Source organism: Shewanella indica (genome assembly GCF_033842865.1).
Classification (GTDB): Bacteria; Pseudomonadota; Gammaproteobacteria; order Enterobacterales; family Shewanellaceae; genus Shewanella; species Shewanella indica.
Map to the genome: position 1 here is coordinate 22721 of NZ_JAWXXR010000002.1, position 26718 is coordinate 49438.

The window sequence follows — 26718 nt, forward strand, 5'->3', positions numbered from 1 at the left end:
TTTAGCGGCTAAAAAAGGGAGGTTTGATGAAAGGTCTGGGAAGAGGGGAGCGTTCACGATGGGGTAAGTTTCCTCGTGTGATCCGGAATGGAGACCTGGGGCAGCTCAAGGAGCAGCCAGAATACACGGCAGCCAAGGGGGGCGATGCCGGCGCGGCGCTGGACATGGTGGATCGCTTGGTCACTGATGAAATGATCGAGCAAATAGAAGCTCTACTAGAAGAGAACAAGAATGTGCGAGTGCTCCCTGTGCTGGCTGCAGAGACAGCCGGGAACAACAAAATCCCCGTGGCGCTGGCGGAGGTGCTGAGTGACCGGTTAGGCATGGAGGTGGAGACAGGGATCGTGCAGCGTGAAAAGATTCAGCGTACTGACTCCAGCGCCGATTATCGCTTGGCGTTCAACCCTACATTTGACGGATCAGTTAAGCCTGGTCAAAAGTACCTGGTTGTTGATGATACGCTGACTATGGGCGGGACCGTGGCATCGTTGAGAGGCTATGTTGAAAACCGGGGCGGTAAGGCTGTTGGCGCCGCTGTTATGACTGCACACCCTGGTGCACTGGATCTGGCTGTGAAACCCTCGATGCTGGACGCTATCGAAAAGAAGCACGGCAAGGCAATGGATAAGTATTGGACGGAGGTATTTGGTTATGGCATCGATTCACTCACCCAAGGAGAGGCGGGACACCTCAAAGCGGCCGCGTCTGTTGAAGCAATCAGAGATCGAATCTCTGCGGCACGACATGCAGGCATCGAGCGCCTGGATGAAGGCAGAGCTCAAACGACGGAAAGAGGTGGGGCGGACCTGATTGATTCCGCCCTGGGCCTGGAACGTGAGCAGCAGGCTCTTTTGGAAGCGGCGCCTGTTGAGCAGAGCTATCAAGAGGCCTTATCCCTGTATGTGCAAGCTAAGCATGAGCAGGTAGAACACATTGAGGAACGCCTAGAGGGCTTGATAGACAGACAGCAAGCCAGTCTGGCGCAGTCGCGATCTAACCCGCCTGGCTTGTTATCGAGGCCTAGCACTAAGCGGGCCTGGCAAACACTGCAGGCGCGACAGCGTGCGCGTATACAGACGCTCCACAGCCGGCTAGATGCTGTTAGGGAGGTTAAGGAGGGGATGGGTCTGCACTCCCCCAGGATTGAAGAGCTGGCCACCCGAAAGCTACGGGCCGAACGGCCCGAGCTGGCGGCTGACTGGGATGCGATGAGGGAATCACTGCGCCGCCATCAAATGGTGGTGCGCAAGCAGGAGCAAGAACAAAAACAGGCGCGGGAGCACAGTCGTGGCCAGTCCTTGGCCATCAACCGGCCTAAGTAGTTATCCTATCCTGCCGCCCATAGCACCACTCCAGCAGCCAACAATGTCATTACAGCAGCGACTATGTTCATAGTCGCTGCTGCACGAACACTGCCGATGGGCTGGCGGATCTGAAGGACAGCATCTTTAATCTCTTTTTGAATGACCACTGTCGCTGCGGTGGCCCCTTCCTTCATCGCTGATGCCATCGCCTCTTTGCTGGCCGTGAGTGCCGCATTTAGCATTCGCTCAGCCTTACTCTTGGCATCATCGCCCCAGCGGTGCGCAATCGACTCCAGCTCCTCCTTGAATCGGTCCAGAATCTCTTGCTGGGCTGCTGCGCTATCTTGCATCAGCCTTTCGTTAATGGTCTGCAGTACCAGGATCGGGTCATCACGGCCCACGGCTATGCCGTGTTTAGCCGCGATTTCCTTGATGGTCTCCTCGATCTTGTCGGTCATTACAGTACCGCCGCGTTATCCATTTGCCCGAATAGCTGCTTGCGGATGATTTTAAGCCGCTGGCGAGTCATGATCGTGAGCGATTCCATTGCCAGCGCCTCGTCGAACGTCAGGCGGGCTTGTAGCATTTCAGCGAAGTCCCGGCCGTGGGTCTCTTTCTTGAGTTCGGGGATATGGATGATGGCGGAAACCCGGTCTTTGTTGTTGGTGTATGCCTTCATTTGCTCGAAGGCCTTACCCTCGTGCTCGATGGGTCCCCAATAGGGGTTCAGCCAGGCCACAAACAAGCACTCTTCCGGGTATTGCCCCGCCAGTTGGGCGAACCCGCTCACCGTGTCCAGAAGGGCCTGGCCGCCGGTAATGACCGTATGCACAACCAGCTCATGCCCCATTTCTTGCAGGATTGCGGGTACTTCATTGGTGATCAAGTAGTGGGAGAGTGGTACGAAGCTGCTGGCGCCGTTGTCTATGATCACGTCATCCTTTGATGGGGCGATCAGTTCGACCAGGGCATCAAAATTGCGGCTGTTTATTTCATCATCTTCCATGATGTTCAGCCGGCGCACGTTGAGGGCCTTGTAACCCTCGAACGTGGCATTGACCGGATCGGTATCGATGCACAGGGGGGTCTGTCCCTTGTCCGTCTTATACTGTGCCAGAGTGGCCGCTATGACTGATTTGCCGACGCCGCCCTTTCCTTGTAGAACCATGTGAACCTTTGCCATTAGATCAAATCCTCTTTGTTGGGTGTTGCATTGTATTCAAAGCCGCCCTTCTTGGGCTGCTCCTGTTTCGCCTTGGCGGGCTTGGCCTTCTGTTCAGTCGGCTCTCTCTTCGCCAGGTTGGTGGAGGGGAGGGCTGCCGAGCCTGCCTTAATGTATCTCCGCACGTGCCGGCGGAATGTCTCATAGCTGCACTTAATCCTTCCGGTTTCGTGCATATGCTCATAGATGGTGGTTAGTGCATAGCCGGCCGCCATTGCCTCACTCACATTCGCCTTGACCGCTAGGAATGCCACGGCAACCGCGTCTTGCCGACGCTTTTTCTTGGCTCGTTTCTCGGCCCACTCAGCTAGCTCTTCTGTGTATCGCTTGCTCATCGCTGTTAGTCCATATTGTGCATTTTGCGTGTATTTACTGTGTAAAGCACAAGTATAACGCTTGGAATATAAGCGGTAAGCTCTGTATATCACGCGGTTTCCCCGCATTCTAGCCCATGTTTCGATATATACGCTACTTTTCCTTTTTGTATACACGTCTTTAGGTGTAAACTTTCCTTTGGAGTTACACCGCTGAAAGGCGGGCAGGATGGGCGAAGTAGGCCCACCCGTAAACGGGTGTTCCTTCTTCGCTGTCCTTATTCGCACCTGCGGTGCTCAACGGGAATCCTGCTCTGCGAGGCCAGCCGGCTACCGCCGGCAGAATCAGAGATTGAACGATGGGAAAACAAACAACAGTGACTCGGAAGAACAGTCCACCAATAAAGGTGTACTGCCTGCCGGAAGAGAAAGAAGAGATCGAGCGTCATGCGCGGCAAGCAGGCCTCAGCGTTGCACGGTACTTGCGCGAGGTCGGCCAGGGCTACGAGATCAAGGGCATCACCGACTACGAGCACGTCCGCGAGCTGGCCCGCATCAATGGCGACCTTGGCCGACTGGGAGGCCTGCTGAAACTCTGGCTGACCGATGACGTGCGAACCGCCCACTTCGGGGAGGCTACCATTCTGGCGCTGCTGGGACGTATCGAGGCCACCCAAGACGAAATGGGGCGTGTCATGAAGGCCGTGGTACGACCTCGGGCTGAGCCGTGACTTTAGCCGCTAAAAAAACAGGCGGTGATCGATGATCGCCAAGCACGTTCCCATGCGCTCATTGGGCAAGAGCGATTTTGCCGGCCTGGTGGAGTACATCACAGACGCGCAAAGCAAGACCGAGCGGCTGGGCCTGGTCACGGTCACGAATTGCCAGGCCGGCACCGTCCAGGCCGCGACCGATGAAGTGCTGGCCACCCAGCACATCAACAAGCGGGCCAAGGGCGACAAAACCTTTCACTTGCTGGTCAGCTTTCGCGCTGGCGAGAACCCCGGCGCGGACACGCTCAAGGAGATAGAAGAGCGGATTTGCGCGGGTCTGGGATATGACGAGCATCAACGGGTTAGTGCGGTACATCACGACACCGACAACCTGCACATCCATATCGCCATCAACAAGATTCATCCTACGCGCAACACTATGCACGAACCCTTCCAGTCCTATCGGACGTTGGGCGAGCTGTGCGCCGTCACGGAACGGGACTATGGGTTGGAGCAGGACAATCACACCCCGGCGCGAACCATTGCCGAAGGCCGGGCTGCTGACATGGAGCGACATGCTGGCGTGGACAGCCTCTTGGGGTGGATCAAGCGCGAGTGCCTGGACGAGATCCGGGGGGCGCAGTCTTGGGTCGCGTTGCGCCAGGTTATGCGTGAGAACGGCCTAGAGCTACGACAGCGAGCCAACGGTTTCGTGATCGAAGCGGGCGACGGCACGATGATAAAGGCGAGTACCGTGGCCCGCGACCTGTCCAAGCCGAGGCTGGAAGAACGCCTTGGGGCATTCGAGCCATCCCCGGAGCAAGCCGAACGCACACAAGCGCGGCGCGAGTATGCGAAGCAGCCTATACGCTCCAGGATCAATACCGTAGAGCTTTACGCCAAATATAAAACTGAACAGCAAACCCTGGTCGCTACCAAAAAAGCGGACGTGGAGCGGTTGGGGCACTGGAAAGATTCGGAGATCGAGGCTGTGAAACGGTCGAACCGGCTGCGCAGGTCGAGTATCAAGGTATTGGGGCAGAACAGGGCCAACAAGAAGTTGTTATATGCACAGGCGAGCAAGTCACTACGGGCGGATATTCAGGCGATTAATCGGGAGTTCCGGATCAAGAAAGGCAGGCTATCCGATACCCATAGACGGCGAACTTGGGCCGATTGGCTAAAGAAGGAGGCATTGCGCGGTAATGCCGAGGCCTTGGCGGCTCTCCGTGCCCGTGAGGCGGCCCAAGGCCTCCAGGGGAACGCTGTGAGAGGGGAGGGAGGTGCAAAGCCGGGACACTCCCCAGTGATGGACAACATCACTAAGAAGGGCACGATCATCTATCGCGCCGGCAAGAGCGCGGTGCGTGATGATGGGGACAAGCTGCAGGTTTCTCGTGAGGCGACAGAGGATGGTCTAGTCGCTGCACTTCGTCTGACAAGCGAACGTTACGGCAATCGGATAACGGTCAACGGTACGGTTGAATTCAAGGCGCAGATCATCCGAGCTGCTGTTGTTGCGCGTTTGCCTATCACCTTTGCCGACCCGGAGCTGGAGCGCCGCCGGCAGTCACTATTAACCAATGAGGGAATACATGACAGACCAAATCAAGATCGAGGACGAACTGGACGCGGCGTTGGCCGCGCTGGATCAGGAGCCGCTACCGGCCAGCACGACACCCGACGCGGCGGCAGTGTCGAGCGAGGACCTGGACGAGCAGCCGCCAGCGCCCCAGGCGAGCAGCGCAAGCCCAACGTTGGACGCATTGGACGAATCCCGCCGCCCCAAGGCCAGCACCGTCTGCGAAGATTGTCCGAACTCGGTGTGGTTCGCGTCGCCAGCGGAGGTGAAGTGCTATTGCCGCGTGATGTTCCTAGTAACCTGGAGCAGCAAGGAGCCAAACCAGATAATCAACTGCGACGGCCTCTTTCTGGGGCAAGAGCAGGAGTAACCCCGGAGGCATTGGCAGCTGCGGCTAAATACATAGCGGAGCGCGAGGCCAAACGCTTAAAAGGCTTCGATATACCGAAGCATTGCCGATATAATGGGGAAGTTGGTGCATTTTCCTATGCGGGCTCCAGGAACATCGAGGGCTATTCGTTGGCCCTCCTGAAGCGTGGTGATGGTGATGATGTGCTGGTGGTGCCGGTAGATCCGGCCACGGCGCGGCGCGTAAAGCGTGTTTCGATAGGGGAGAGCGTCACAGTTAACGCGAAGGGTTCGATTACTACATCAAAGGGACGAAAGGGAAGAAGATGAAAAAACAGAACAGCCATGCAGGGCCTCAAGTACGTAAAAAACAGAGCAACAATAAACTATTGCCGGCATTGGGCGCTTTGTCGTTAGGTGCGGGCCTACAGTCCGCTACACAGTTTTTTGCTCACTCATTCGATTATCAAGCGGTCCTGGGTGGTCATCTGTTCCATATCTATGCCCCTTGGTCAATTCTGGGGTGGGCGTCGAAATACTATACCCAGTACCCAGATGAGGTTATGCGGGCTGCCGGTGTTGGCCTGGTGGTTGCTACTGCTGGCCTGTTGGGCGTAGCTGTTACAAAAATTGTTTACGCTAATTCGTCCCGGGCCGATGAGCATCTGCACGGATCGGCACGGTGGGCCAAGAAAAAGGATATTCAGGCGGCTGGCCTGCTGCCCCGGCCACGCAAGCTGCTTGATGTGGTCACGGACAAGGAAGCCCCTACCCAGACCGGCGTGTATGTGGGTGGTTGGGAGGATGAGGATGGCAGTTTCTATTACCTCCGGCACTCTGGCCCAGAGCACGTATTGACCTATGCGCCGACAAGGTCCGGTAAGGGTGTCGGCCTGGTGGTGCCTACGCTCCTGTCTTGGCCGGCGAGCTGTGTTATTACCGACTTGAAGGGCGAATTGTGGGCGCTGACCTCTGGATGGCGGAAGCTGCACGCCGGTAACAAGGTGATGCGGTTTGAACCAGCGTCATTGAATGGCTGCATCCATTGGAATCCGATGGATGAAATACGAGTAGGAACAGAATACGAGGTGGGCGATGTTCAGAATCTAGCGACCCTGATCGTAGATCCGGACGGGAAGGGCATGGATTCACACTGGCAAAAAACGGCGTTCGCGCTCCTGGTCGGCGTGATTCTGCACGCACTCTATAAGGCTCGCAACGAAGGTGCGGCGGCTACTTTGCCTGCTGTAGATGCCATGCTGGCAGACCCGAACCGTGATATTGCCGAACTGTGGATGGAAATGACCACCTACGGCCATGTTGACGGGAGTAATCATCCGGTGATCGGTTCAGCCGCACGGGACATGCTCGACCGTCCGGAGGAAGAAGCGGGATCGGTGCTATCTACCGCGAAATCCTATCTTTCCCTGTATCGTGATCCGGTTGTGGCGCGGAATGTCAGCGAGTCCGAGTTCCGCATCAAGGACCTGATGAATCACGATGACCCTGTGAGTCTATATATCGTCACTCAGCCGAATGACAAGGCGAGGCTAAGGCCCCTGGTGCGGGTCATGGTTAATATGATCGTTCGACTGCTGGCCGATAAGATGGATTTCGAGAACGGCCGTCCCAAGGCGCATTACAAGCACCGCATGTTGATGATGCTGGACGAGTTCCCCAGCCTGGGCAAACTGGAGATCCTGCAAGAGTCCCTGGCATTTGTCGCCGGTTACGGCATCAAGTGTTACCTGATAGCTCAGGACATTAACCAGCTCAAATCCCGCGAAACCGGCTATGGCCACGACGAAACGATTACCTCCAACTGCCATGTTCAGAATGCGTATCCGCCCAACCGGGTAGAGACAGCCGAACATTTGTCTCGCCTGACTGGGCAGACCACGGTGGTAACGGAGCGGGTGACGACCAGCGGCCGGCGCACGTCTGCCATGCACGGCCATGTCTCCCGCACCTTCCAGGAGGTGCAGAGGCCGCTTCTGACGCCTGATGAGTGTCTACGCATGCCAGGCCCGACCAAGACGGCCACGGGCGAGATTGAACAACCAGGTGACATGGTTATTTATGTCGCCGGCTATCCCGCCATCTATGGCAAGCAGCCGCTCTATTTTAAAGATCCGATCTTCCAGGCTCGCGCCTCAATCTCCGCTCCACGGTCAAGTGATGTGTTGCGGCGGGTTCCGGTGGGATCTGGGGCCATTGCCCTGTGAAGCGGCTTGCAAAGGTGGTGGCCGGGTCGGGTGTACTTGTCCTGTGCTTTGGCGCGTTGGCTTATGCGACTGGAGCCCGTATCAACACTACCCGCAGTATCCCCGTGGGCCTGTACTGGACGACCACTAAGCCCGTGGAGCTGGGGGCTTATGTGGTTGTCTGCCCACCTCAAAAAGCGGTCTTCGATGAGGCGGTCCGGAGGGACTATCTCGGCGCGGGTATGTGCCCTGGTGGCTACGGTTACATGATGAAGCGCATTTTAGCGGCTAAAAATGATCTGGTTTCGGTGTCCTCCGAGGGGGTACGGGTTAACGGGGATCTATTGCCGTGGAGTGTCCCCTTGGATGCGGATGGTGCGGGTCGCCCTATGCCCCGTTTTCGTATCCAAGAGCACAGACTGAGCGCGGGTGAGTTGTTGCTGATGTCGGATGTTACGGCTGTTTCTTTTGATGGGCGTTATTACGGACTGGTTGATCGATCGCAGGTGGTTTCGGTGATTCGCCCGGTTTTTACATGGTAGGAGTCAAGATATGACAAGGTTGTTTATCGCGGAAAAGCCGTCTGTGGCCAAGGCTATCGCCGGAGAGCTGGGGGCGACGGGTAAGGGTGATGGTTATATAGAGTGCGGTGCCGACAAGGTGACATGGTGTTTCGGCCATATGCTGGAACAGGCCGGGCCGGATGAGTACACGCCCGAGGACGTACCACGCAACAGCAATGGCCGTAAGGTCTGGCGGATCGATGAGCTTCCGATAATACCTTCCACCTGGTTGTTGCAACCCAAGCCCGACGCAAAAAAACAGCTATCGATCATTGGGAAACTTATCAAATCCGCCAGTGAAATCGTCAATGCCGGCGACCCCGACCGAGAGGGTCAATTACTGGTTGATGAGGTTCTGGCGCATTTCAGGAACACTAAGCCAGTGCGCCGCTTTTGGGTGTCGTCTCAAGATTCGGTGACCGTCAAGCGCGGGCTGGCGGCGCTCCAGGACAACAGCGCCTATGCCGGCTGGGCTGACGCTGCCCGTGGTCGAGGGCGTGCCGACTGGCTCATTGGCATGAATCTGAGTCGTGCATTCACCCTACGGGCGCAGCGTGGTGGATCACGGTCATTACTCACCGTGGGGCGGGTGCAGACCCCGACGCTGGCCCTGGTGGTTGCCAGGGACCGCGAAATCGAGGCATTCAAGCCGGTGCCGTATCACAAGATCCGGGCCGAAATAACCCATGCCGGCGGGACGTTTATCACCGCGTGGAAAGCGAAAGAGGATCAAGCCGGCCTCGATTCTGAGGGCCGCCTGGTCGATACCGCCGTTGCAGACGCCCTGGTGGCCGCTGTCACCGGCCAGGCCGGCAGCGTGGACGAGTACAAGCAGGAGGCCAAGAAACAAAACCAACCGCTGGCGTTCGCCCTGTCTGACATAACGGCTCTGGCTTCAAGCAAGTTCGGCTATAGCGCCGAGGACGTGCTGAATACCTGCCAGGCGCTCTATGAAACCCACAAGCTGACCTCGTACCCGCGTACCGACTGCGCCTATCTGCCGGAGTCCCAGCACGCCGACGCGCCGCAGGTGCTTGAGGCCATCAAGCACGTCAACCCGGAGTTGGCCGGAATCGTGGACGGTGCGGATTCACGTATCAAGTCCAAGACCTGGAACGACTCGAAGATCACCGCGCACCACGGAATCATTCCGACCATGCACAAGGGCAGCGCGGGGCGCCTCAGCGACATGGAACGCAAAATTTACGACCTGATCGTCCGTGTCTACCTCGCACAGTTCTACCCGCTGCATGAGTATCTGAGTACCACGGTTGGCATCGAGGTTGCCGGCGAGACATTCGCCGCGTCCGGCAAGGTTGTCACGCGCAACGGCTGGCGTGACGTGTTCCAGGACAACGACGACAGAGACAAGGACCAGGACGAAGGCGGCAACCAGGTGCTCCCTTCGATGGCCCAGGGCGATGCCGTGACCTGCAGGCAGGCCACGCGGAAGGATGCCAAGACGAAACCACCGGCCCGCTTCACCGAGGGCACGCTGATCCGTGCGATGGAGAACATCCACAAGTACGTCACCGAGCCGGAGCATAAGAAGATGCTGCGCGACGGCGACGGCATCGGCACGTCCGCTACCCGCGCCTCGATCATTTCCGAATTGAAGCGCCGCGAGTTCCTGGAAACAAAGGGCAAGCAGATCATCAGCTCCACCTTGGGCCGTAGCATGATTGACGTATTGCCTGAAGTGGTGAAAAGCCCGGTATTGACAGCCCTTTACGAGCGCATGTTGAAAGGCATCGAGCAGGGTGCCGCCAGCCTGGAGGCATTCATTACCAAACAAGAGGAGTTTATCCGTAGCCAGGTTGCTAAAGCGAATGATGGCGCGGTGACGATTGCCGGCGGCAAAGAGGCGGCCCCGGTGTCGTCTCTGCATAAGTGCATGAGTTGTGGCAGTGGTCTATCGCGGAGGCCAAGCAGGAAGAAAGGGCAATTCTGGTGGGGCTGCAGTAACTACCCTACCTGCAAGCAAACGTATCCAGACCTGAAAGGCAGGCCGGACTATAGCAAGGGCCGTAATGGCTCTACCAGCGACAACAAGGAGAAGTCGGTATGAACAGCAAAAAAGACACTGACGCGGTTAGCGTATTTGATGATGAGGCGAATGCAGCCGAAGCATTATATGAAAAATTGGCTGATGCCCAGACGCCGGGCTATGAAGCCGAGTTTGATCCGGAGGAAGCCGAGCGTGCCGGCGCGTTCGTGGAGGATGCCTTGAGCGAGCAGGACGCTCAAGAGAGCACCGAGGATCTGGCGGAGTTGGGGGAGGAAGAGCCGGCATTTCTGGACGATGAAGGCCCGAGCGATGATATTCCGCCCTTCATCACCACTACCAATTCCCGCGAGCTGTACGGGCTGCAGGATGGTGAGACGGTCGCCGAGGCCATCGAGCGCAAGGCCAAGGAGGGCTAATCATGCCCATGACCAAAGCCGAGGCGATAGGGGTAGCAAAGCTCTTCCTCAACGACTACCCCGGCGCTGTCGAGCTTGCCTATAAGTTCAGGGAGAACACGACCGAGCTGTATGGCGCGCGTGCGGGTGAAGTTCCCAAAGGCATGAAGGGCGGCTACCTGCCGAGGCCGACCGAGCACAATGGACGTTCCTACAAAGGCCAGATTGATGTTTCCCTGGAGAACATCACCGATGCCCGCGATTTGCTGGTGTCGCTCAGGCATGAAGTGCTGGGCCACTACGGCGCGAACACGTTTCCGCCGGCAGAGAAGCGGGCCTTGCTTGATGGCCTGATCGCGGCCCGCGAAGAGCCGAGTCTGAAGCCCTCATGGGATGAGATCAATCGACGGTACTCTGACTGTTCGCTTGATGTTCGGGCAGAAGAAGTCTTTGCGCTGCACTGTGAGGGCATCACGCCACTGCACCATGTCGGTAATGACCTGGTGCAGCAGCGTGGACAGCAGTCGTTCATGGAAACCTGCATTGCTCGCGTGAGGCCCATGCAGATCGGTGATTTGCAGAACATTACGTGCATGGTCGCCCAGGGTCTTCACGACCGATCCAGAACACAGCAGACCTTTCCAGGGATTAACGAATTATTTAGAAGGGATAACGGCATGAAACAGAAAAAACCGTTTCACGAAGTGGTCGCGGAGCGACTGATTGAACAACTAAAGGCGGGCACTGCTCCGTGGCAAAAGCCGTGGGAGCCTGGTGCGGCCAGTACATATCTACCGATTAACCCGACAACGGGCAAACGCTACAAGGGCATTAATGCAATGTTTCTGATGAGTCAGGGACGATCTGATCCACGCTGGATGACCTATAAGCAGGCGGCTGCAGTGGATGCCCAGGTGCTGAAAGGAGAGAAAGGTACTCTTGTCCAATACTGGAAGTTTACCGAGGAACAGATAAAACGGGATGATCAGGGCAAGCCGGTGCTTGATGGCAACGGCAAACCTGTGAAGATGATCGCCGAGCTAGAGCGGCCTCGTGTATTTTTTGCCACAGTCTTCAATGCAGAGCAAATCGACGGCCTGCCGCCGCTTGAGCGTAAGGAGCAGCCAGAGCATCAATGGGATGCCGTGGAACGGGCAGAGCACATTCTGAAGGCCTCCGGGGCGGCGATTACCCACGCACCAGGTGATCGTGCGTTTTATCGGCCAGTAAGCGATAGCATCACCTTGCCGGAACGCGGCCAGTTTTCCAGTGCAGATCGGTACTATGCCACGGCACTGCACGAGCTGGGGCACTGGACTGGCCATCACTCTCGGCTGGACCGGGATCTGTCGCATCCTTTTGGTAGCGCGGGATATGCCAAGGAAGAACTGAGAGCGGAAATCGCCTCGATGATCCTGGGTGATGAGTTGGGCATCGGTCACGATCCAGAACAGCATGCGGCTTATGTAGGGTCCTGGATCAAGTCCCTTGAAGAGGACCCGCTGGAGATTTTCCGGGCTTCTGCAGATGCCGAGAAGATCCAAGGCTATGTATTGGCCTTCGAGCACCAGCAGGTCCAGGAGCTGGATAACATGCAGACACAGGAGAAAGGGATGGATCTACCGATATCGAATAAGGAGCAGCAGGATCGGTTGTTGGCTGCTATGCCGACCGAGGTGTCGGCCAACCTGCAGGCCGTTTCTGAGGCTCGTAGGCAGTTGTCGGTCGCAGAGATCGGCGGCACTCAATTTGAAAGCACCGCCAGTGAGCGGCTAGGTGTGAATCTGCCCAGTCACTGGAACGGCGGCGTTCAGGTACAGGGCAACGTGTACGAAGAGGCCGAAGGCCTCGATGGGAAAGAGCGCCATGTTACCCCGGCTCATGTCCTTGGCGTAGATCCTGAGTTTTGGGGAGTATATGCGGAAGCCGATGATGGCACCCATTTGTGGGTTGCCGACTTCGATAGCCAGGAGCAGGCCGAGGATCTGGCGGATCAATTGGCTGTAATCGATGCTCTGACAGAGAGCAACGAGCACGAGCAAGCTGCCAAATTGGCGCGTATTGCCGAGAATCGTATAAGGCGCGACCCGAATAGCAGTGATAGTGAGATTTCCACCGCTAAGGAGGATCGCAAGGCCGCGGAGGCGGTAGCCATACTCAACGATGCTGATTTACAGCGCCGGATTGCCGAGCTTGAGCGACGAGATAGCGAGCAACAACCGCTGGAGACAGGCGTACAGCCGCCCAGGGAAGAGAAGTCCGAACGGGCCTACATCAATGTATCGTTCAAGGATAAAGACGAAGCGAAGGGGTTAGGCGCTCGCTGGGACCGTCAGGAACGTTCCTGGTATGTGCCCCCCGGCGCGGATACTACCCCGTTCGCTAAATGGATGGGGAAAACACCCGAGGCCGGCCAGTCGCCCGAGATACAGCAAGCTGCCACTGTCGAGCATCAATATTTGGCGGTGCCTTATGGGGAGCGCAAGGCGGCCAAGGCTGCGGGTGCCCAATGGGACAAGGCGGCGAAGTCCTGGTATGCCGGCCCAGGTGCCGACATGGAGAAGCTGCAACGCTGGCTGCCTGATAATGTACCTGGTCAACAGGGGCCGGCCATGTCGCCCAGGGAGGAATTCGCGGAGGCCCTGCGGTCTCTTGGCTGTGAAGTTAGTGGGGTACACCCGATCATGGACGGTAAAAAACACAGAATCAGACTCGAAGACGATAAGAGTGGTGTTAAGCATGACTTCGGGGCTGGGTTCTATGTTGGGCACCTGGATGGCCATCCGGCCGGATACATCAAAAACAATCGGACGGGTCTCGATATGAAATGGAAATCCAAGGGCTATTCGCTCGATCCCCAGGAGAAGGCCAAACTACAGGCTGAGGCTGCCGAGAAGCTGGCCGCCCGGGCGGCTGAACAAGAGCGTCTGCATGAGGCCACTGCACAACGTATCAGTAAACAAACGGCTGGCCTGGTTGCGCCAGCCGTGCCTACCTCGTATATGCGGGAGAAGGGCATCCAGGTTCATGCCGGAGCTCTGACCGACAAGAACGGACAGACCACCTATATTCCAGCTATCGACGCCGGCGGGAAACAGTGGACAACGCAGTATATCCAGGCGAACGGCACTAAGCGGTTCGCCAAGGACAGCCGCAAGGAAGGTTGCTTCCACGCCGTTGGTGGCATCGAGGCGGTTGCGGCAGCTCCAGCACTGGTGATCGGCGAAGGGTACGCCACGGCCTCCACACTGGCCGAGGTGTGGGGTCATGGTACCATCGCAGCGTTTGATTCTGGAAACCTGAAAGCAGTGGCGCAAGACTTGCGCGAGAAATTCCCTGATAAGCCGGTTATTGTGGCTGGTGACGATGATCGTCAACTGGTTCTGACACAGGGGGTTAATAGCGGTAGAGAGAAGGCACTGGAGGCTGCTAAGGCGGTCGGCGGTCAAGCTATCTTCCCGGTGTTTGCGCCGGGCGAGAATGAGTATCCGAAGGAACTGGAGCCTGTCACTCCCCAGGTCTACCGGAATCACTCTCTGGCCGCGAAGGCACTGGCAGATGCAGAGAAGGACCCGGAGGGGGTTAAGCTGACCACCGAGGACCGGAACAAGCTCCAGGGCGATTTGCTCAGTGAGGCGCAGCTGGAGGCCTTGGCCAAGATGAAGCGCCACACGGATTTCAACGATTTGGCTAATAACAGTGTGCTGGGGCGTGAAGGGGTTGAACGCCAGGTAAGGGCTGCTGTGGGTCTGGCCATCGAGAAGGCCGAGCAAAAGCAAGAGAAGAGGCAGGTGCAACGTCAGGAACAGAAGCCGCGAAGAGCGGTGCGTATTTGACCCTACCCTATACAAAGGCTGATAACAAACACCCCGCCTAGCTGCGGGGTGTTTTGGTTTATTTAGGCGTTCTGCTGTTTTCTTGCAGAGTGAGCGTTTTTCATAGCCCTGGCCGCGTCTGGGCGGCTAGGGCGTAAACTGCCCTGTTTAGGATTCCATTGCGTGATATCAAAGTCTCCAGTCGCGATGCCCACTCCGCGCAATAGCTCCATAGCTTTGCGGGGGTCAGCAAAGCCACGCGGTTCCTTGCTGCGAGTCAGCACAAGTACAGCTTTCCCCGCTCGGGTGGTCACCGCGACATAGAACACACCGCCTTGGGCTTTTAGCGTTACGCCAGTTACCCCGCCGGCGGCAGTTGTTGCACGAAGCTGCTCAAGTGTTAAGGTCTGCATTTGGCGCTTCCTCTTGCCGGATGTTGTTTAGCATATGTTTGACGGTTACCTATTATTCGTCAAGTTTTTGCGGGGATTTCTCGACAAAATGCCAATGTGGCGCCACACTGACACAAATGAAATCCTACTTAAAAGACCTGCACGCCTCCTTGAGGCGTTTTAGTGTGCGCCTTCCGCCGGAGATGCTGGAAGCCATCGACACCGAATGCGCTCGCCGTGCTGGCTGCGTATCACGCAATACTTGGATTGCCGAAGCCATTCAGGAGAAGTTAAGTCGGGAAAGTTCAACGAACCGCCTTGAAGGCGAGGGAGAAGGGGAGAAAAATGGGCAACTTTTATGAGTTTTTCGCCGGCGGGGGCATGGCTCGGGCTGGGTTAGGCTCCGAATGGGACTGCCTGTTCGCCAATGACTTTGATTCTAAGAAGGCGGCCAGCTATGCGGCGAACTGGGGCGCAGATCATCTGCGCGTCGGTGATGTGGCTGCGTTGACTACGGATGACCTGCCGGGTCACGCAGATTTAGCTTGGGCATCGTTTCCTTGTCAGGACCTTTCCCTTGCCGGCGCTGGCGCCGGACTTAAAGGGGATCGATCCGGCACGTTCTGGCCGTTCTGGAAGCTGATGAAGGCGCTGGATGACGAAGATCGCGCTCCGCATATGGTTGTGCTTGAAAATGTCTATGGGGCTCTTAGCTCTCACGAAGGAAAAGACTTTGCCGCGATCTGCTCCGCCCTTGCCGGTGCAGGCTACCGCTTCGGCGCAGTTATTGTGAACGCTGTGAAGTTTCTTCCGCAATCCCGGCCGCGACTGTTCATCATTGCCGTTAAAAAACCTGTAACGATCCCACGCGAATTAATCACCGAAAAGCCCGGGACGGAATGGCATCCGGCGGCACTTATTGATGCTTACAAAAAGCTGCCAAAACGCTCGAAAAACTCGTGGGTTTGGTGGCAGATGCCCTCACCTCCTGCCCGCTCCTCTATTTTTGCCGACCTGGTAGAAGACAAGCCACAAGGCGTCACTTGGCATACAGCAGCAGAGACCAAGAAACTGCTTACCATGATGAGCCCGCTTAATCTTGCGAAGGTGGATGCTGCAAAAAAAGCTGACTGCAGGATGGTTGGAACTATCTATAAGCGTACCCGTGCGAATGGCGTCAACGGTGAAAAAGTGCAGCGTGCGGAAATCCGCTTTGATGATATTGCGGGGTGCTTGCGTACCCCGTCGGGCGGTTCGAGCCGCCAAACCATCATGGTCATAAAGGGCAAGCGCGTTCGGTCGCGCCTCTTGTCGCCTCGTGAAGCTGCTCGCCTGATGGGGCTACCTGATACTTACCTGCTACCTAAAAACTATAACGAAGCCTACCACCTCGCTGGTGATGGCGTGGCTGTGCCCGTGGTCCGTTTTCTCGCCGAAAATATTCTTGAACCGATGCTTTCTGCTGCCTTAACAGCAGCAAAGAAGGCGGCGTAATGACGGATTTAGTGGAAGCGCTACGTGAATTCAACAAGGAGCAAAAGTTCAGCCGCAAAGGTCCGTTATGCGTTGCTCTTGTTATCACTCAACACGCGCGAAGCAAGGGCCTCCCCCTTGATTCTGAAAGCCTGCTTACTGGAGGCGGCGGCCAAGTTCTCGGCCTGGGCAGAGGTGCCGTGCAGACGGTGCTGAAACGCCACGACATCACCCGCGTTTTAGCCGCTGAAGGCGGGCGTACCAGTCGTGGCAGTATTGGGAACATGCGCGAGTATGTGGTTTTCCTCAATAAGTTGGCTGACAGTGGAGTCGTTGATCTGGATGCAGTAGAGGCATTTTGGATCGAGCGCGTACACGAGTTCTTTTCGGCGAAGCCTTTCAAGATCAAGCTTGATGCGTCTCGCAGTCTTCGCACATTGGTTCGTCACGTGATTAGCCAGGCCGAAGACAGGCAGCGGAAAACGCCGGGTATGCAGTACGCAGGTGCAGTGCTGCAGCACCTGGTCGGTGCGAAGCTTGATTGCGCTCTTGGCAATGGCTCCTTCGAGCACAATAGCTTCTCCACGTCTGATGCACAGACCGGCCGGGCTGGCGACTTCTTCATTGGTGATGTGGCTATCCATGTCACCACCGCTCCTGGCGAGGCTGTAGTCCAGCGCTGCCAGGAAAACGTCGATGATAACCATAGGCCTATTATCGTAACCACGGCTCGCGGGCTGACTGCCGCCGAGGTTCTGGCAGAAAATGCTGGGTTAGGTGAGCGGATCGACGTTTTCGAAGTTGAACAGTTCATTGCCCTTAACCTGTATGAACTTGGCAAGTTTGCAGCGGAAGGGCGGCGTGTTGCTGTTGGGGATCTGGTCACGCGTTACAATGAAATTATTGAAGACGTTGAAACCGATCCCAGCCTAAAGATCGAATTTCGCCAATAATCGGGTAGAGAATGAAGGAAACACCGGAGCAGAGAAGCCGCACGATGCGGGCTGTTTGCTCCCGCGACACCACGCCAGAGATGGCTGTTCGCCGCTTTCTTCACTCCGCCGGATTTCGTTACCGACTTCATGACCGGCGCTTGCCCGGTACTCCCGATCTGGTCTTTCCAAGTCGCCGTATTGCACTGTTCGTGCATGGCTGCTTCTGGCATCAGCATCCTGGCTGTGGGGCGGCCAAGCGTCCGCGTTCGCGCCTTGAATACTGGACGCACAAACTTGATGGCAACATTGAGAGAGATCGCCGTCAGTGCGCCGAGCTGTCGGCGGCCGGCTGGGAATTTATTGTGATATGGGAGTGCGAAACGCGCGACCCCTCTGCCCTGGCAAAGCTGGCTGACGACATTCGGTCGCGCCCGCTATCTCGACCTCGATGTCAGCGCTGACGAGCCGGCGCGCCTGAACCCGGGGGTTAGCCACACAGGAAAAGCGGCATGAGTGAGCAAGAACGAAATAAAGAGAGGTCAGAGCACAGACAATTTCTAATGACAATGTCTGGCGGGGTGTATGAAAGAGAAGATTTGGAAGAAATATTCAGGATACAAGAAGGCAATTGTTACTTTACTGGAACACCTCTATCCGATGACGAAAAGAACTACTCACTGGATCACTTGAAACCTGTCTGCCGGGAAGGTAGCTGTTGGCCAGAAAACCTGGCGTATGTGCTAAAAGCAGTCAATCAAGAGAAACACGATAAATCAAAAGGCGCCTACTGGAGTGTCCTGGAAAAAAGGCATGGCACAGATTGGGTTAATGAGCGGAAAAGCATAGCGAAGGAAATTGATAAAAAGCGCAAACTTATTGACAAAAAACGCAAGCTCACAGTCGATATGCTGTTGAAGTCATTCCAAGGCCATTTATCCGATAAATATCCAGGAAGCGAAATTGATTTCTCTCTCACGCAGCACGGCCTTCGGTTGATGGTGAACGACGTGGTGGTTTTCTTTGATCCTGGGTTTATCAGGAAAAAAAGAAAATTCAAGGATGCAAGTTACTTTGAAGGTATTGTTCAGAGCATTATTGGAAGGGGATAGCAGGGCATAGCCATTTTCGCCTCCTTGGCGGGCTGTTCCGAGCCGGGCGACCATGTTGGCAAGTGATTATACCGATACTGCTCAAACCCATATGCATTTTCGCCTATCCCCCATATTGGATTACCCATACCTCCCCATGCGATAATAAACAGGCTCCGTAGTTGCGGATAACCACCAAAGAAGATTCCAGGTGATACAGATTCATCGGATCACACGCAACTCTATGCCAGAGACATAGTATATATATTGCCCCGTGCTTGTTATTGCATAGGGGGCATCCATTGTGCCCCCGTATTGGCGGCCTTATGCTGGAAGCATGAAAGAAAAATTACCAGGATTACCGAAATGGGTGAAATCGTAGAACTGCCAGTACCAGCCCAAAAGCTGAAAGCCCTTGAGCACAAGTGGGGCAAGGCGACCCTCGATGTGGCGGGTTGGACAGCCATTCCTAATCTGTTGCTGGAGCGCCAGCAGGCACTCGGCATTGATGCCGTGAAGCTCAATATTCTACTGGTGCTGCTCAAGCACTGGTGGGAGAAGACGAAAATGCCGTGGCCATCAAAGGCCACCATTGGCGAGATTGTGGGACGCGATAAAAGCACGGTACAGAAGCATCTGAAAGAGATGGAGACGCGAGGACTGGTTAAGCGGAAAAGCCGCTATCAGAGTGCCGGAGGTCAAACGTCCAACGAATACGATCTAACAGGGCTGATAACCCAGCTCAAGGCACTGGCAAAGGCGGAGTTGAAGGAACAGAAAAAGCGTGGCGAAGAGGACGCACGGAAGCGCCGGGGGCATGTGTGATGAAATGGAGGCCGTTTACATTCCAGGGCACTACGTACGATCTTAGCCACCTCGATCCCTTCGATTGGCACTATACGACAGAGGCCACCGATAAGCTGACCGCAATCAAGTATAAATTTCAGGTGACATTTTCGATGCACTGTTTTAGCAGGAAGCCGCTGGTCAATGAGCAGGTTACAGGCAATATGTGGTATCCATGGCCGAGAGAGCAGCGGATATTCTGTTTTGACCGCTACGAGTTCTCAAAGCAGCTGCCGGACATCATTCAAGACCTAGGGGGGCGCAATTGTTGGCATACCCACCACGGGACCTTTTTCACCATTGAAGTCACTACTAAGGGCGTCCAGAAGACCGAATATGAGATCTATTTCGATGTAACTAAAGCAACCCGGAAGGGGAATTGGCTGAACCTGGTTATTCAGAGCGCCTATGAGCGAACTGACGCATATGCCAGCACACGCCCGAAAAAACGGAAGATCCGGCTACACGTGATTGCGCGTAACAAACAACAGGGTAGGGAGGTTAGACCGGCCCGGTGAATCTCAGACAAAGCAAAGCCCGCTCAGAGGCGGGCTTTTCCGGGACTCTTCGATATCTCCAGACCAGCTAGAGACCTGTTGCCAGGCGGTACAACCACACTGCCGAGGCAGCTCCGTTCATATGATTGCACTAACAGTATGCGAGAAACACGTTTACACGTCAACCTGTAAACACGTTGAGAATTTAGGCTGTCGGGTTGCGAATAACGGGCGCTATGTTAAATCACCCCGCCAACAGCGACCGCCCCGGCCTCTCCTGACTGCTTGATCTGGTTACCAATACTATATATATTGGTTTCCAGTTTGCTATTTTACCAAAAACGACACTTTTGGCAGACCCTACCCCATGAACGAAGTCGAAATCCGTACCCTAGTCCAGGCCGGCGTGGATCTCCGCCTGGCGGCCGTGCCCCGGCCCCTCGATCTCCCCGGCTTTACCGTGGTGATCAACACCGGCCGCCTGGAACAACGGGAAATGAAGACCCGGCGCGGCCAGGTGCGGGTGTTCAAGAAGCTGGAAACTCTGTGGAAGCTGTGCAAGGAACTCGGGATCGCGGGGTTTGAGGTGCGGGTTCGATAGGTAGGCGCACGGTAGAGTAACCGAGAATCCCAAACAAAGCACTTTGGCGAGGAGAAGGTATACATGATCAAGAAGGGCGACACAGTTGTAATCAAGCCGGAATGGCGTGATCCAGGCGATGAGGGTTTTCATTGGATAGCACTAGAGGACGAGGACGGGGGGCGGGTGCGCATTGCACCGACCGATACGGGTATGGCTATAGAGCCAAACTACGTCGTCGAAACGAGCATGTTAGAGAACGAGTGAGCTGGCGGGTATCACCATGACTGCTAACAGGCCCTAGTACAACATTCAGAGCATCGAATTAGCCGCCCACGCGGCATAGGAAAAGACTGGTTAGAAAGAGATGATAGTGGATAAGAAGCAGCTTGTTAAACTCATCCAGAACCACGAATCAGCCGAAGCCGGGATCGGCGAACGGTTACGAACATTAAGAATGGCCAATGGACTGACGCAAGGACAGCTTGGAGACCTTGCCGGATCAAATAAGGCCGCGATCCAAAAGATCGAAATCGGCAAATCTATGCGACCCAGATGCCTAGCAGCACTGGCTGCTGTCCTTGGCGTTAACCCGGCTTGGCTTGCCTGGGGTGCTCCGTATGCCTCGCCTGAGATAAGGAGTTAGTCAGCGTATCAATCAGACGACATTGCAATAACGAATGGACTTGGTTGGTGCTTGAAATCAGCCCTGAAATGGGTGATTCTGAGCGCGGCGGATTGAAAATACTAAAAGGAATCGACCGCAAGGGCGGGCGAGAGGGAGGGGCGAATGGCGGGGATATTGCTGCGGGATGCGACTCTGACGGCTGGCGAGGTGTGTCAACTCGCTGGGAGTTGGGCGGTTGACCTTATTCGACCGGGGTTCCGGCGCTTCAATGGGCGGACGAGCCGTACCGGCATCGGATTAATGTATAGATTCAATAATCCGCGACTTATGTTGCAGGATTCAGTAGTAAGTTATTTTTATGTCGGCGCGTCATGCCTGAAAACAACAAAAAGAACTTCCGGCATGCACTTGAGCCGCACCAAGTGGGGTGCATCCGGCTGGCCCGCACCTTGGAGCTTCGTCCTCGCGCATTTGAACGGTGGGTACGGGATATCGAATCTTCGCCGGAATTTGCAGCGGCGAGGACGTATGTGCATGTGGGACAGACAATGAAGCCGGCTTTCGCCGGGTCAGGCTGGAGCGGCCGAGGTCAACTGTCACCCCGGGCGTTACACGTGGCCTGGTTTGACCGGTCCACACGATTTTATTTTGGTTCCGAGTTGTTTTCCCGATATTACGAATATGATCCTGCCAGGTTTTCCGACGTCGGTCAGAACCAGTCATGCCTCCTGCAACAACTGCGCTCCGTGAACAGCCGCAACCTGTTGACGCTCGCGCTTCTGCGTGCGTTGGCGGCGCTTCAGGCGTCCTTCCTGAAAAGCGGTGATGCGTTGCTGCTACGGCCTTTGACGCTGAATATGCTCGCCGGCAGCATCAATGCTGATCCGTGCTGTCCGGTACAGGCGGACAGCAGTCGCCTGTCGCGGCTGATGCGCCATCTTCCCGTGGGGGTGCTGGGCGATACGGATATCCGCGAAGCCCGTGACCTGTGCCCCAGGCCGCGGCAACTGCACCGGCGCTACGTAGACGCCATTGTTCGCGCGGAGCAGGCCGGGTTGATTGACCAGCCGGGCAGAAAACCGCTTGACGATACGCTGTTGGCGCAGGCGATCGAGGCGGAATTCGGCGAGTGTCTCTCCCGGCGAACGGTGGCGAACATCCGCCGAGACCTGGGTATTCCCTGCAGCCGGCACCGTGGCGATAACGCCGGCTATCTCGGTGCCACGCACGGTTTCAGCGTGCTGCACCCCCTTGAGCGCCAAGTGGTGCGGTCGATTGCGCCGGTGGCGGGGGGCGTTTATGAACTGCACACCCGCCGCCTCGCTACGGGTCCGGCCGATGTTATTTATATCGGCAGCACCGGCGATCTGCGCAAGCGGCTGACGGACCATATCCGCGGCTCCGGCACCAACGCGTGCCTGGCCGACCATGTCGCCGATGGCCGTGTCTGGTTCCGCTTTCGACCCGTGGCCGATCGTTGGCGCGATACCGAGCGGCAGTTGTACGTGGCGTTTAAACAAAGCTTTGGCAATCGGCCTGCCTGCAACCGGATGAGCCCCTGAGGGTTCCAGGAGTATAGGGTGGAGGTGACTGGGCAACTCAAATTGCAGGATTTCAAGGAATATGCCGAGCGCGTGTTCGCCAACATACCCAGCGGCCTGATCATCCTGTCGACCCGTCTGCGCATCTTGACGGTCAATCGCGCCTTCCTGCGGATGTTCGATGTCCCATCGGATGCGGTGGAGAGGCGTCATGCACTGGAGGTTATCGAGGCGGAAGGGTTTGGTGATCAGCTGTCGGCGGTTCTGGGCGGCGCCACGGCGCGAGCCGATGGCATGCTGGCCATGCGGGTGTGTGGGGGCGACAGCAGACTGATCCGTTATGCCGTTACTGGAATGTATCTTGCAGAAGAAGAAGAAGAAGAAGAAGAAGCGCGTTTGCTGATAGCGCTTGAGGATATCACCGAACAGGAGCGCGCTTTCCAGGACCTGGCCCGCTCCGAGGCGCGCTTGGCGGAGGCCCAGCGTATTGCGCGCCTGGGGCATTGGGAATGGAATGTGAGATCCGGGGCGTTGTGGTGGTCGGACGAGGTCTATCGCATCCTTGGGCGGTCGCGGGAGACCTTCTTGGCCACTATCGACTCGTTCCTCGCCCGCCTCCATCCGGATGACCGGATCCGTGTCGAATCGGAGATCATCAAGTCGCTTAAAGACGGCAGCGATTACCGGATCGACCACCGCATCCTCTTGCCTGGCGGCGATGTTCGCCACGTCCATGAGCAGGCCCGCTGCATCCGGGGCGCGGATGGTAACGTGGAGCGGATGGTCGGCACGGTTCAGGACATTACCGAGCGCAAGGAGTCCGAGGCGCGCCTGTTCCATCTGGCACACCACGATCCGCTGACCAGCCTGCCTAACCGGATGCTGTTGCGTGATCGTATTATCCAGGCGATTGCCTACGGCCGCCGACACGATCGGCTGGTGGCCGTGCTGTTTCTCGATCTCGATCACTTCAAACGCATCAACGATAGCCTCGGTCACGCCGTGGGCGATCGCCTGCTGCAGGCGATTGCCGACAGGCTGCGAAAGACAGTGCGCGATGGCGACACGGTCGCCCGGCTTGGTGGTGATGAGTTCGCCATCGCGCTGACCGATGTCGCCGACCCGGACGATGTGGCCAAATTGGCGAGCAAACTTCTCGTAACCATCAATCAACCGGTGACCATCGATGAGCGCAACTTCCGTGCCTCGGCCAGTATCGGGATCAGTCTCTTCCCCCACGACGGGTGCGACGTGGAAACCCTGTTGAAAAACGCCGATACCGCGATGTACGAGGCGAAGGATGCCGGACGTAACGCCTATCGTTTCTTCCGCGAGGAGATGGATTTAAATATACGTTCGCACCTGGAACTGGAGCAGGCGCTGCAGGTCGCATTGGAGCGCGGTGAGTTCGAAGTGCGGTATCAGCCTCAGATACGCCTGGGCGATGACGTGCAGGGAGGCACAAATGCCGCGGGCGCAGGATGCACAGGAGCGGTGGACGGGCTGGAGGGCGCGGAGGCCCTGTTACGCTGGAACAGGCCAGACGACAAAACGATAGGTCCCGACCAGTTCATCCCTATTCTGGAAGAGACCGGTCTTATCGTGGAAGTTGGCGCCTGGGTACTGCGTCAGGCCTGTGTCGAGGCGGTGCGCTGGCATAAGCGGCTCGACCGCTACCTTACCGTGGCCGTGAATCTTTCGAGGCGCCAGTTTGATGACGCCGGTCTGGTGGATACGGTCAGGCAGGTGTTGCAGGAGACAGGCCTGCCTGCGAATTACCTTGAGCTGGAGGTTACCGAGGGTGTCGTGATGCCGGATCCCATTCGCGCCGGGCAAGTCATGCAGGAACTCAGGGAGATCGGTGTGCGACTGGCGATGGACGATTTCGGGACCGGCTACTCCTCGCTTGTGTACCTCAAACGCTTTCCCCTTGATCGCCTCAAGATCGACAAGGAGTTCATCCGGGATATTGGCGTTGATCCCAATGACGATGCGATTGTGCGCACCATCATCACTCTCGCCGCCAACCTGGATCTGGAAGTTGTTGCCGAGGGCGTGGAGACGGAAGTGCAGCGTGACTTTCTCCGCCAGCAAGGCTGCCAGTATGCGCAGGGCTATCTGTACAGCCGGCCGCTGTCCCTGACCGAGCTTGACGGGTTTTTCTCCGACAAAGCGGTCTTCACGGATTCGCGGAGGTAATGATGAAATATTTGAGTATATTTCACTACCCCCTGATGCCCCCACTGGCTAATGTTCCTTTATTTTCATCATTCCTCTTTTCACAAGGTCAAGTGTTTGTAGTGTTGTTACGGAGGTTAGAACACCTAATACTGTCTTCGTGAATACATTACCCTTCTCTCTATTTATTATTATATTTATGGGCCTCACCAACGGGTTCGGCATTCGTATGCATTCAACATTTTCTGGTAATGGTTCTATTGACATTCGCGGTAACATCGGTTCCTTTATTTTCATCATTCCTCTTTTCACAAGGTCAAGTGTTTGTAGTGTTGTTACGGAGGTTAGAACACCTAATACTGTCTTCGTGAATACATTACCCTTCTCTCTATTTATTATTATATTTATGGGCCTCACCAACGGGTTCGGCATTCGTATGCATTCAACATTTTCTGGTAATGGTTCTATTGACATTCGCGGTAACATCGATATTCCTAATTTATTACTCAAGTTTCGGAGTTCAAAATGGCGAAAACCGGCCCCAACTTTCCCTTCTGTTTCAGTGACAAGGCGAAAGGTGGTCCGCCGGGCTTGGGCCTCCTGTTCTCTCGATAGGTGAGTGGCAACCTTACCAACCAGTTTACCGTTTCGATCCGTGATGATATGCCCGCCGCTGCCCAATCGTCGAAGATCATTCGCCAACGTGGAGTTCTCGATGCCGGCGGCGGGCATGTAGAAATGCACTGTATAACCTGCCGCTTGAACTCGTGCCAGGGCCTCATCTGACTCCCTCTGCATTCTCTCGGCAGCTGTTTCGGGTAGAAGTCTCTTCATCCACTTGGCGATTCTACGCCCGTGTTTGTTACCGATCATGGCCCTTTCTCTGTTCAAAACCATCGTGGTGTTCGTACCGCTGGTCTACGATCCAGCAGTATCGGTTCCCGCCCACGGTGATAGTCCCGCGAACGGCGTCCTTTTTGGAAGCTCTAGCCGCGACCTTGGCGGCGGTGGCGATGTTGGTGGTATCGACTACTATCGATCCTATATAGGTGGCCATGATCTATTTGCTCCTGATCGCTGCGATTTTACATATATGCAGTACGCACCAGGTTAATAATCGCGGCTGCTTCCTGCATTGATAGGGTTATTTTACCGCCGGCATGAGAGAGAATGACTTCTCCCCCGTGCTCGAAAAAGCCTTGATCGGGGCTTGAGTTGTAATTATTCACGTATTCAACCGCCCGAGCTTTGTCAATTCCCACCGTCCAGGCTCCGGTGATCCAGATCCCGAGATCGGTGGTTCGTGCCAATAGATATTCTATCTTACGATCAAACTTAAGTTCATTCGGTTGTTGGTCATTCATATTAGCGCCTCTTTGGTTGGGTCAGGTGTGTAACCACTATACCGGAATGTGTCGATATTCCTGAATCGTTCCAAGGGTCCGTATTTACCTACAGGTGGGTGCTGACGGCCATCTGGATGAAGAGATACGGGTAGGTCAATGGCCATAGGGCAAACATGTGGGTTTTTGCGTTCGCGGTGTTTTCAATAGTGTTGTACATCGGGTGCCAGACTACTAGCTTTCGGAGCACTTTGATGTTCAGTGTAACACCGATGGCCAGGTAGCCAATCAGCAGAAGAACAAATAACCAGGGGAGGTTTGTCCCCGCCACATACTCTATGGCTGCCGATATCAGCCACAGGCCGGTGAGGGCGGCCCAGGCAAGGCCATAGAACAGCCAGGCTCTTTTTAGGGTCATGTTGGGTGCATTGGTAGCGTCGATGTTGTTATCCATTATTGTTTCCCTCTTTGTTAGTTTGCATTTCCTTTCTCTTTGCCCACATTTTTCTTATGAAAAAACCCGACCAGAAGGCCGGGCAAAAGGCGGGGTTTGGGCCTTTTATTTATCCTCTTTCTCCGCGAATACTGGGTGTATTTTGCTGCCAAGCAGTATCACAGTTACCAGGCAAACCAGCCATAGAATGGCGGCTGGTAGTGGCATGGCAGATGAAAATGGGGTGAGTAGTGCGCAGAATTCCATAGTCGTCCAGTTGGCCATATTTCGTCCTTTCTCTATTATCCAAAAATCG

At 55.9% G+C, this 26718-nt stretch carries 27 protein-coding genes; 20 read left to right on the forward strand and 7 right to left on the reverse strand.

From position 1 onward, the window contains the following. Positions 1-26 precede the first annotated feature (26 nt). Positions 27-1322 (forward strand): phosphoribosyltransferase, encoded by a 1296-nt coding sequence (locus tag SIL79_RS20515; protein ID WP_319619941.1) that lies wholly within the window; start codon positions 27-29, stop codon positions 1320-1322. 5 nt (positions 1323-1327) lie between these two features. Here the strand turns inward: SIL79_RS20515 and SIL79_RS20520 are convergent, their stop codons facing one another. Genes SIL79_RS20520 through SIL79_RS20530 form a run of 3 tightly spaced genes read right to left on the reverse strand, consistent with a single transcriptional unit; the run spans position 1328 to position 2861 of the window. Then, positions 1328-1762: a conjugal transfer protein TraM gene (locus SIL79_RS20520; RefSeq protein ID WP_319619940.1), complete on the reverse strand. Its 435-nt coding sequence runs from the start codon at positions 1760-1762 to the stop codon at positions 1328-1330. Continuing rightward, positions 1762-2487, reverse strand: coding sequence for a nucleotide-binding protein (locus SIL79_RS20525; RefSeq protein ID WP_319619939.1), 726 nt, complete (start codon positions 2485-2487; stop codon positions 1762-1764). Before SIL79_RS20525 ends, SIL79_RS20520 begins: the two co-directional genes overlap by 1 nt. Then, positions 2487-2861, reverse strand: a complete 375-nt coding sequence (locus SIL79_RS20530; protein ID WP_319619938.1) for a TraK family protein — start codon at positions 2859-2861, stop codon at positions 2487-2489. The genes SIL79_RS20525 and SIL79_RS20530 overlap by 1 nt, the downstream gene beginning before the upstream one ends. A 338-nt stretch (positions 2862-3199) precedes the next feature. Between SIL79_RS20530 and traJ the strand changes: the two genes are divergently transcribed. The 7 genes from traJ to SIL79_RS20565 are packed head-to-tail and all read left to right on the forward strand — an operon-like array spanning position 3200 to position 14489. Further along, on the forward strand, positions 3200-3571 hold the full coding sequence (traJ, locus tag SIL79_RS20535) for a conjugal transfer transcriptional regulator TraJ (RefSeq protein WP_319619937.1): 372 nt from the start codon (positions 3200-3202) through the stop codon (positions 3569-3571). A 31-nt stretch (positions 3572-3602) separates the two neighbouring features. Beyond that, on the forward strand, positions 3603-5813 hold the full coding sequence (gene traI, locus SIL79_RS20540; RefSeq protein WP_319619936.1) for a TraI/MobA(P) family conjugative relaxase: 2211 nt from the start codon (positions 3603-3605) through the stop codon (positions 5811-5813). Then, positions 5810-7708, forward strand: coding sequence for a type IV secretory system conjugative DNA transfer family protein (locus SIL79_RS20545; protein ID WP_319619935.1), 1899 nt, complete (start codon positions 5810-5812; stop codon positions 7706-7708). Before traI ends, SIL79_RS20545 begins: the two co-directional genes overlap by 4 nt. Next, the gene (gene traF, locus SIL79_RS20550) at positions 7705-8229 is read left to right on the forward strand and encodes a conjugative transfer signal peptidase TraF (RefSeq protein ID WP_319619934.1); all 525 of its coding nucleotides are present in this window, start codon (positions 7705-7707) and stop codon (positions 8227-8229) included. The genes SIL79_RS20545 and traF overlap by 4 nt, the downstream gene beginning before the upstream one ends. A gap of 10 nt (positions 8230-8239) precedes the next feature. After that, positions 8240-10318 carry a DNA topoisomerase III gene (locus tag SIL79_RS20555; RefSeq protein WP_319619933.1) on the forward strand — a complete coding sequence of 693 codons (2079 nt, stop codon included), beginning with the start codon at positions 8240-8242 and terminating at the stop codon, positions 10316-10318. Next, positions 10315-10674: a conjugal transfer protein TraD gene (locus tag SIL79_RS20560; protein ID WP_319619932.1), complete on the forward strand. Its 360-nt coding sequence runs from the start codon at positions 10315-10317 to the stop codon at positions 10672-10674. Before SIL79_RS20555 ends, SIL79_RS20560 begins: the two co-directional genes overlap by 4 nt. Before the next feature lie 2 nt (positions 10675-10676). Further along, the gene (locus SIL79_RS20565) at positions 10677-14489 is read left to right on the forward strand and encodes a zincin-like metallopeptidase domain-containing protein (RefSeq protein WP_319619931.1); all 3813 of its coding nucleotides are present in this window, start codon (positions 10677-10679) and stop codon (positions 14487-14489) included. Positions 14490-14551: 62 nt separating this feature from the next. Here the strand turns inward: SIL79_RS20565 and SIL79_RS20570 are convergent, their stop codons facing one another. Next, positions 14552-14881, reverse strand: a complete 330-nt coding sequence (locus tag SIL79_RS20570) for a hypothetical protein (RefSeq protein ID WP_319619930.1) — start codon at positions 14879-14881, stop codon at positions 14552-14554. A 116-nt stretch (positions 14882-14997) separates the two neighbouring features. Between SIL79_RS20570 and SIL79_RS20575 the strand changes: the two genes are divergently transcribed. From SIL79_RS20575 to SIL79_RS20625, 11 genes are all read left to right on the forward strand, one after another. Continuing rightward, positions 14998-15222, forward strand: a complete 225-nt coding sequence (locus SIL79_RS20575; protein ID WP_319619929.1) for a ribbon-helix-helix domain-containing protein — start codon at positions 14998-15000, stop codon at positions 15220-15222. Further along, complete coding sequence (locus tag SIL79_RS20580; RefSeq protein ID WP_319619928.1) at positions 15206-16354, forward strand: DNA cytosine methyltransferase; 1149 nt, start codon at positions 15206-15208, stop codon at positions 16352-16354. Before SIL79_RS20575 ends, SIL79_RS20580 begins: the two co-directional genes overlap by 17 nt. Next, positions 16354-17286, forward strand: coding sequence for a DUF4928 family protein (locus SIL79_RS20585; RefSeq protein ID WP_319619927.1), 933 nt, complete (start codon positions 16354-16356; stop codon positions 17284-17286). Before SIL79_RS20580 ends, SIL79_RS20585 begins: the two co-directional genes overlap by 1 nt. Before the next feature lie 11 nt (positions 17287-17297). Then, positions 17298-17729 carry a very short patch repair endonuclease gene (locus tag SIL79_RS20590; protein ID WP_319619926.1) on the forward strand — a complete coding sequence of 144 codons (432 nt, stop codon included), beginning with the start codon at positions 17298-17300 and terminating at the stop codon, positions 17727-17729. A 48-nt stretch (positions 17730-17777) separates the two neighbouring features. Next, the gene (locus SIL79_RS20595) at positions 17778-18377 is read left to right on the forward strand and encodes a hypothetical protein (protein ID WP_319619925.1); all 600 of its coding nucleotides are present in this window, start codon (positions 17778-17780) and stop codon (positions 18375-18377) included. A 345-nt stretch (positions 18378-18722) separates the two neighbouring features. Beyond that, positions 18723-19181 (forward strand): helix-turn-helix domain-containing protein, encoded by a 459-nt coding sequence (locus tag SIL79_RS20600; RefSeq protein ID WP_319619924.1) that lies wholly within the window; start codon positions 18723-18725, stop codon positions 19179-19181. Next, entirely contained in the window at positions 19178-19720 is a 543-nt protein-coding gene (locus SIL79_RS20605) for a hypothetical protein (RefSeq protein ID WP_319619923.1), read from the forward strand. The genes SIL79_RS20600 and SIL79_RS20605 overlap by 4 nt, the downstream gene beginning before the upstream one ends. Before the next feature lie 346 nt (positions 19721-20066). Continuing rightward, positions 20067-20300, forward strand: a complete 234-nt coding sequence (locus SIL79_RS20610; protein ID WP_260292388.1) for a hypothetical protein — start codon at positions 20067-20069, stop codon at positions 20298-20300. Between the two features lie 352 nt (positions 20301-20652). Then, positions 20653-20925 (forward strand): helix-turn-helix domain-containing protein, encoded by a 273-nt coding sequence (locus SIL79_RS20615; RefSeq protein WP_319619922.1) that lies wholly within the window; start codon positions 20653-20655, stop codon positions 20923-20925. 353 nt (positions 20926-21278) lie between these two features. Next, entirely contained in the window at positions 21279-22469 is a 1191-nt protein-coding gene (locus SIL79_RS20620) for a hypothetical protein (protein ID WP_319619921.1), read from the forward strand. 24 nt (positions 22470-22493) lie between these two features. Beyond that, entirely contained in the window at positions 22494-24647 is a 2154-nt protein-coding gene (locus tag SIL79_RS20625; protein WP_319619920.1) for a putative bifunctional diguanylate cyclase/phosphodiesterase, read from the forward strand. A gap of 48 nt (positions 24648-24695) precedes the next feature. Here the strand turns inward: SIL79_RS20625 and SIL79_RS20630 are convergent, their stop codons facing one another. The 3 genes from SIL79_RS20630 to SIL79_RS20640 all read right to left on the reverse strand — a co-directional run bounded on the left by SIL79_RS20630 (position 24696) and on the right by SIL79_RS20640 (position 26423). Next, entirely contained in the window at positions 24696-25499 is an 804-nt protein-coding gene (locus SIL79_RS20630) for a hypothetical protein (protein WP_319619919.1), read from the reverse strand. 212 nt (positions 25500-25711) lie between these two features. Continuing rightward, positions 25712-25990 carry a hypothetical protein gene (locus SIL79_RS20635; RefSeq protein WP_319619918.1) on the reverse strand — a complete coding sequence of 93 codons (279 nt, stop codon included), beginning with the start codon at positions 25988-25990 and terminating at the stop codon, positions 25712-25714. Positions 25991-26078: 88 nt separating this feature from the next. Continuing rightward, positions 26079-26423 carry a hypothetical protein gene (locus SIL79_RS20640; protein ID WP_319619917.1) on the reverse strand — a complete coding sequence of 115 codons (345 nt, stop codon included), beginning with the start codon at positions 26421-26423 and terminating at the stop codon, positions 26079-26081. On the opposite strand from SIL79_RS20640, the gene SIL79_RS20645 reads away from it, so the two are divergent. After that, the coding region (locus SIL79_RS20645) for a hypothetical protein (RefSeq protein WP_319619993.1) at positions 26410-26718 on the forward strand (309 nt) is incomplete at its 3' end. The two genes, SIL79_RS20640 and SIL79_RS20645, sit on opposite strands and share 14 nt — an antisense overlap.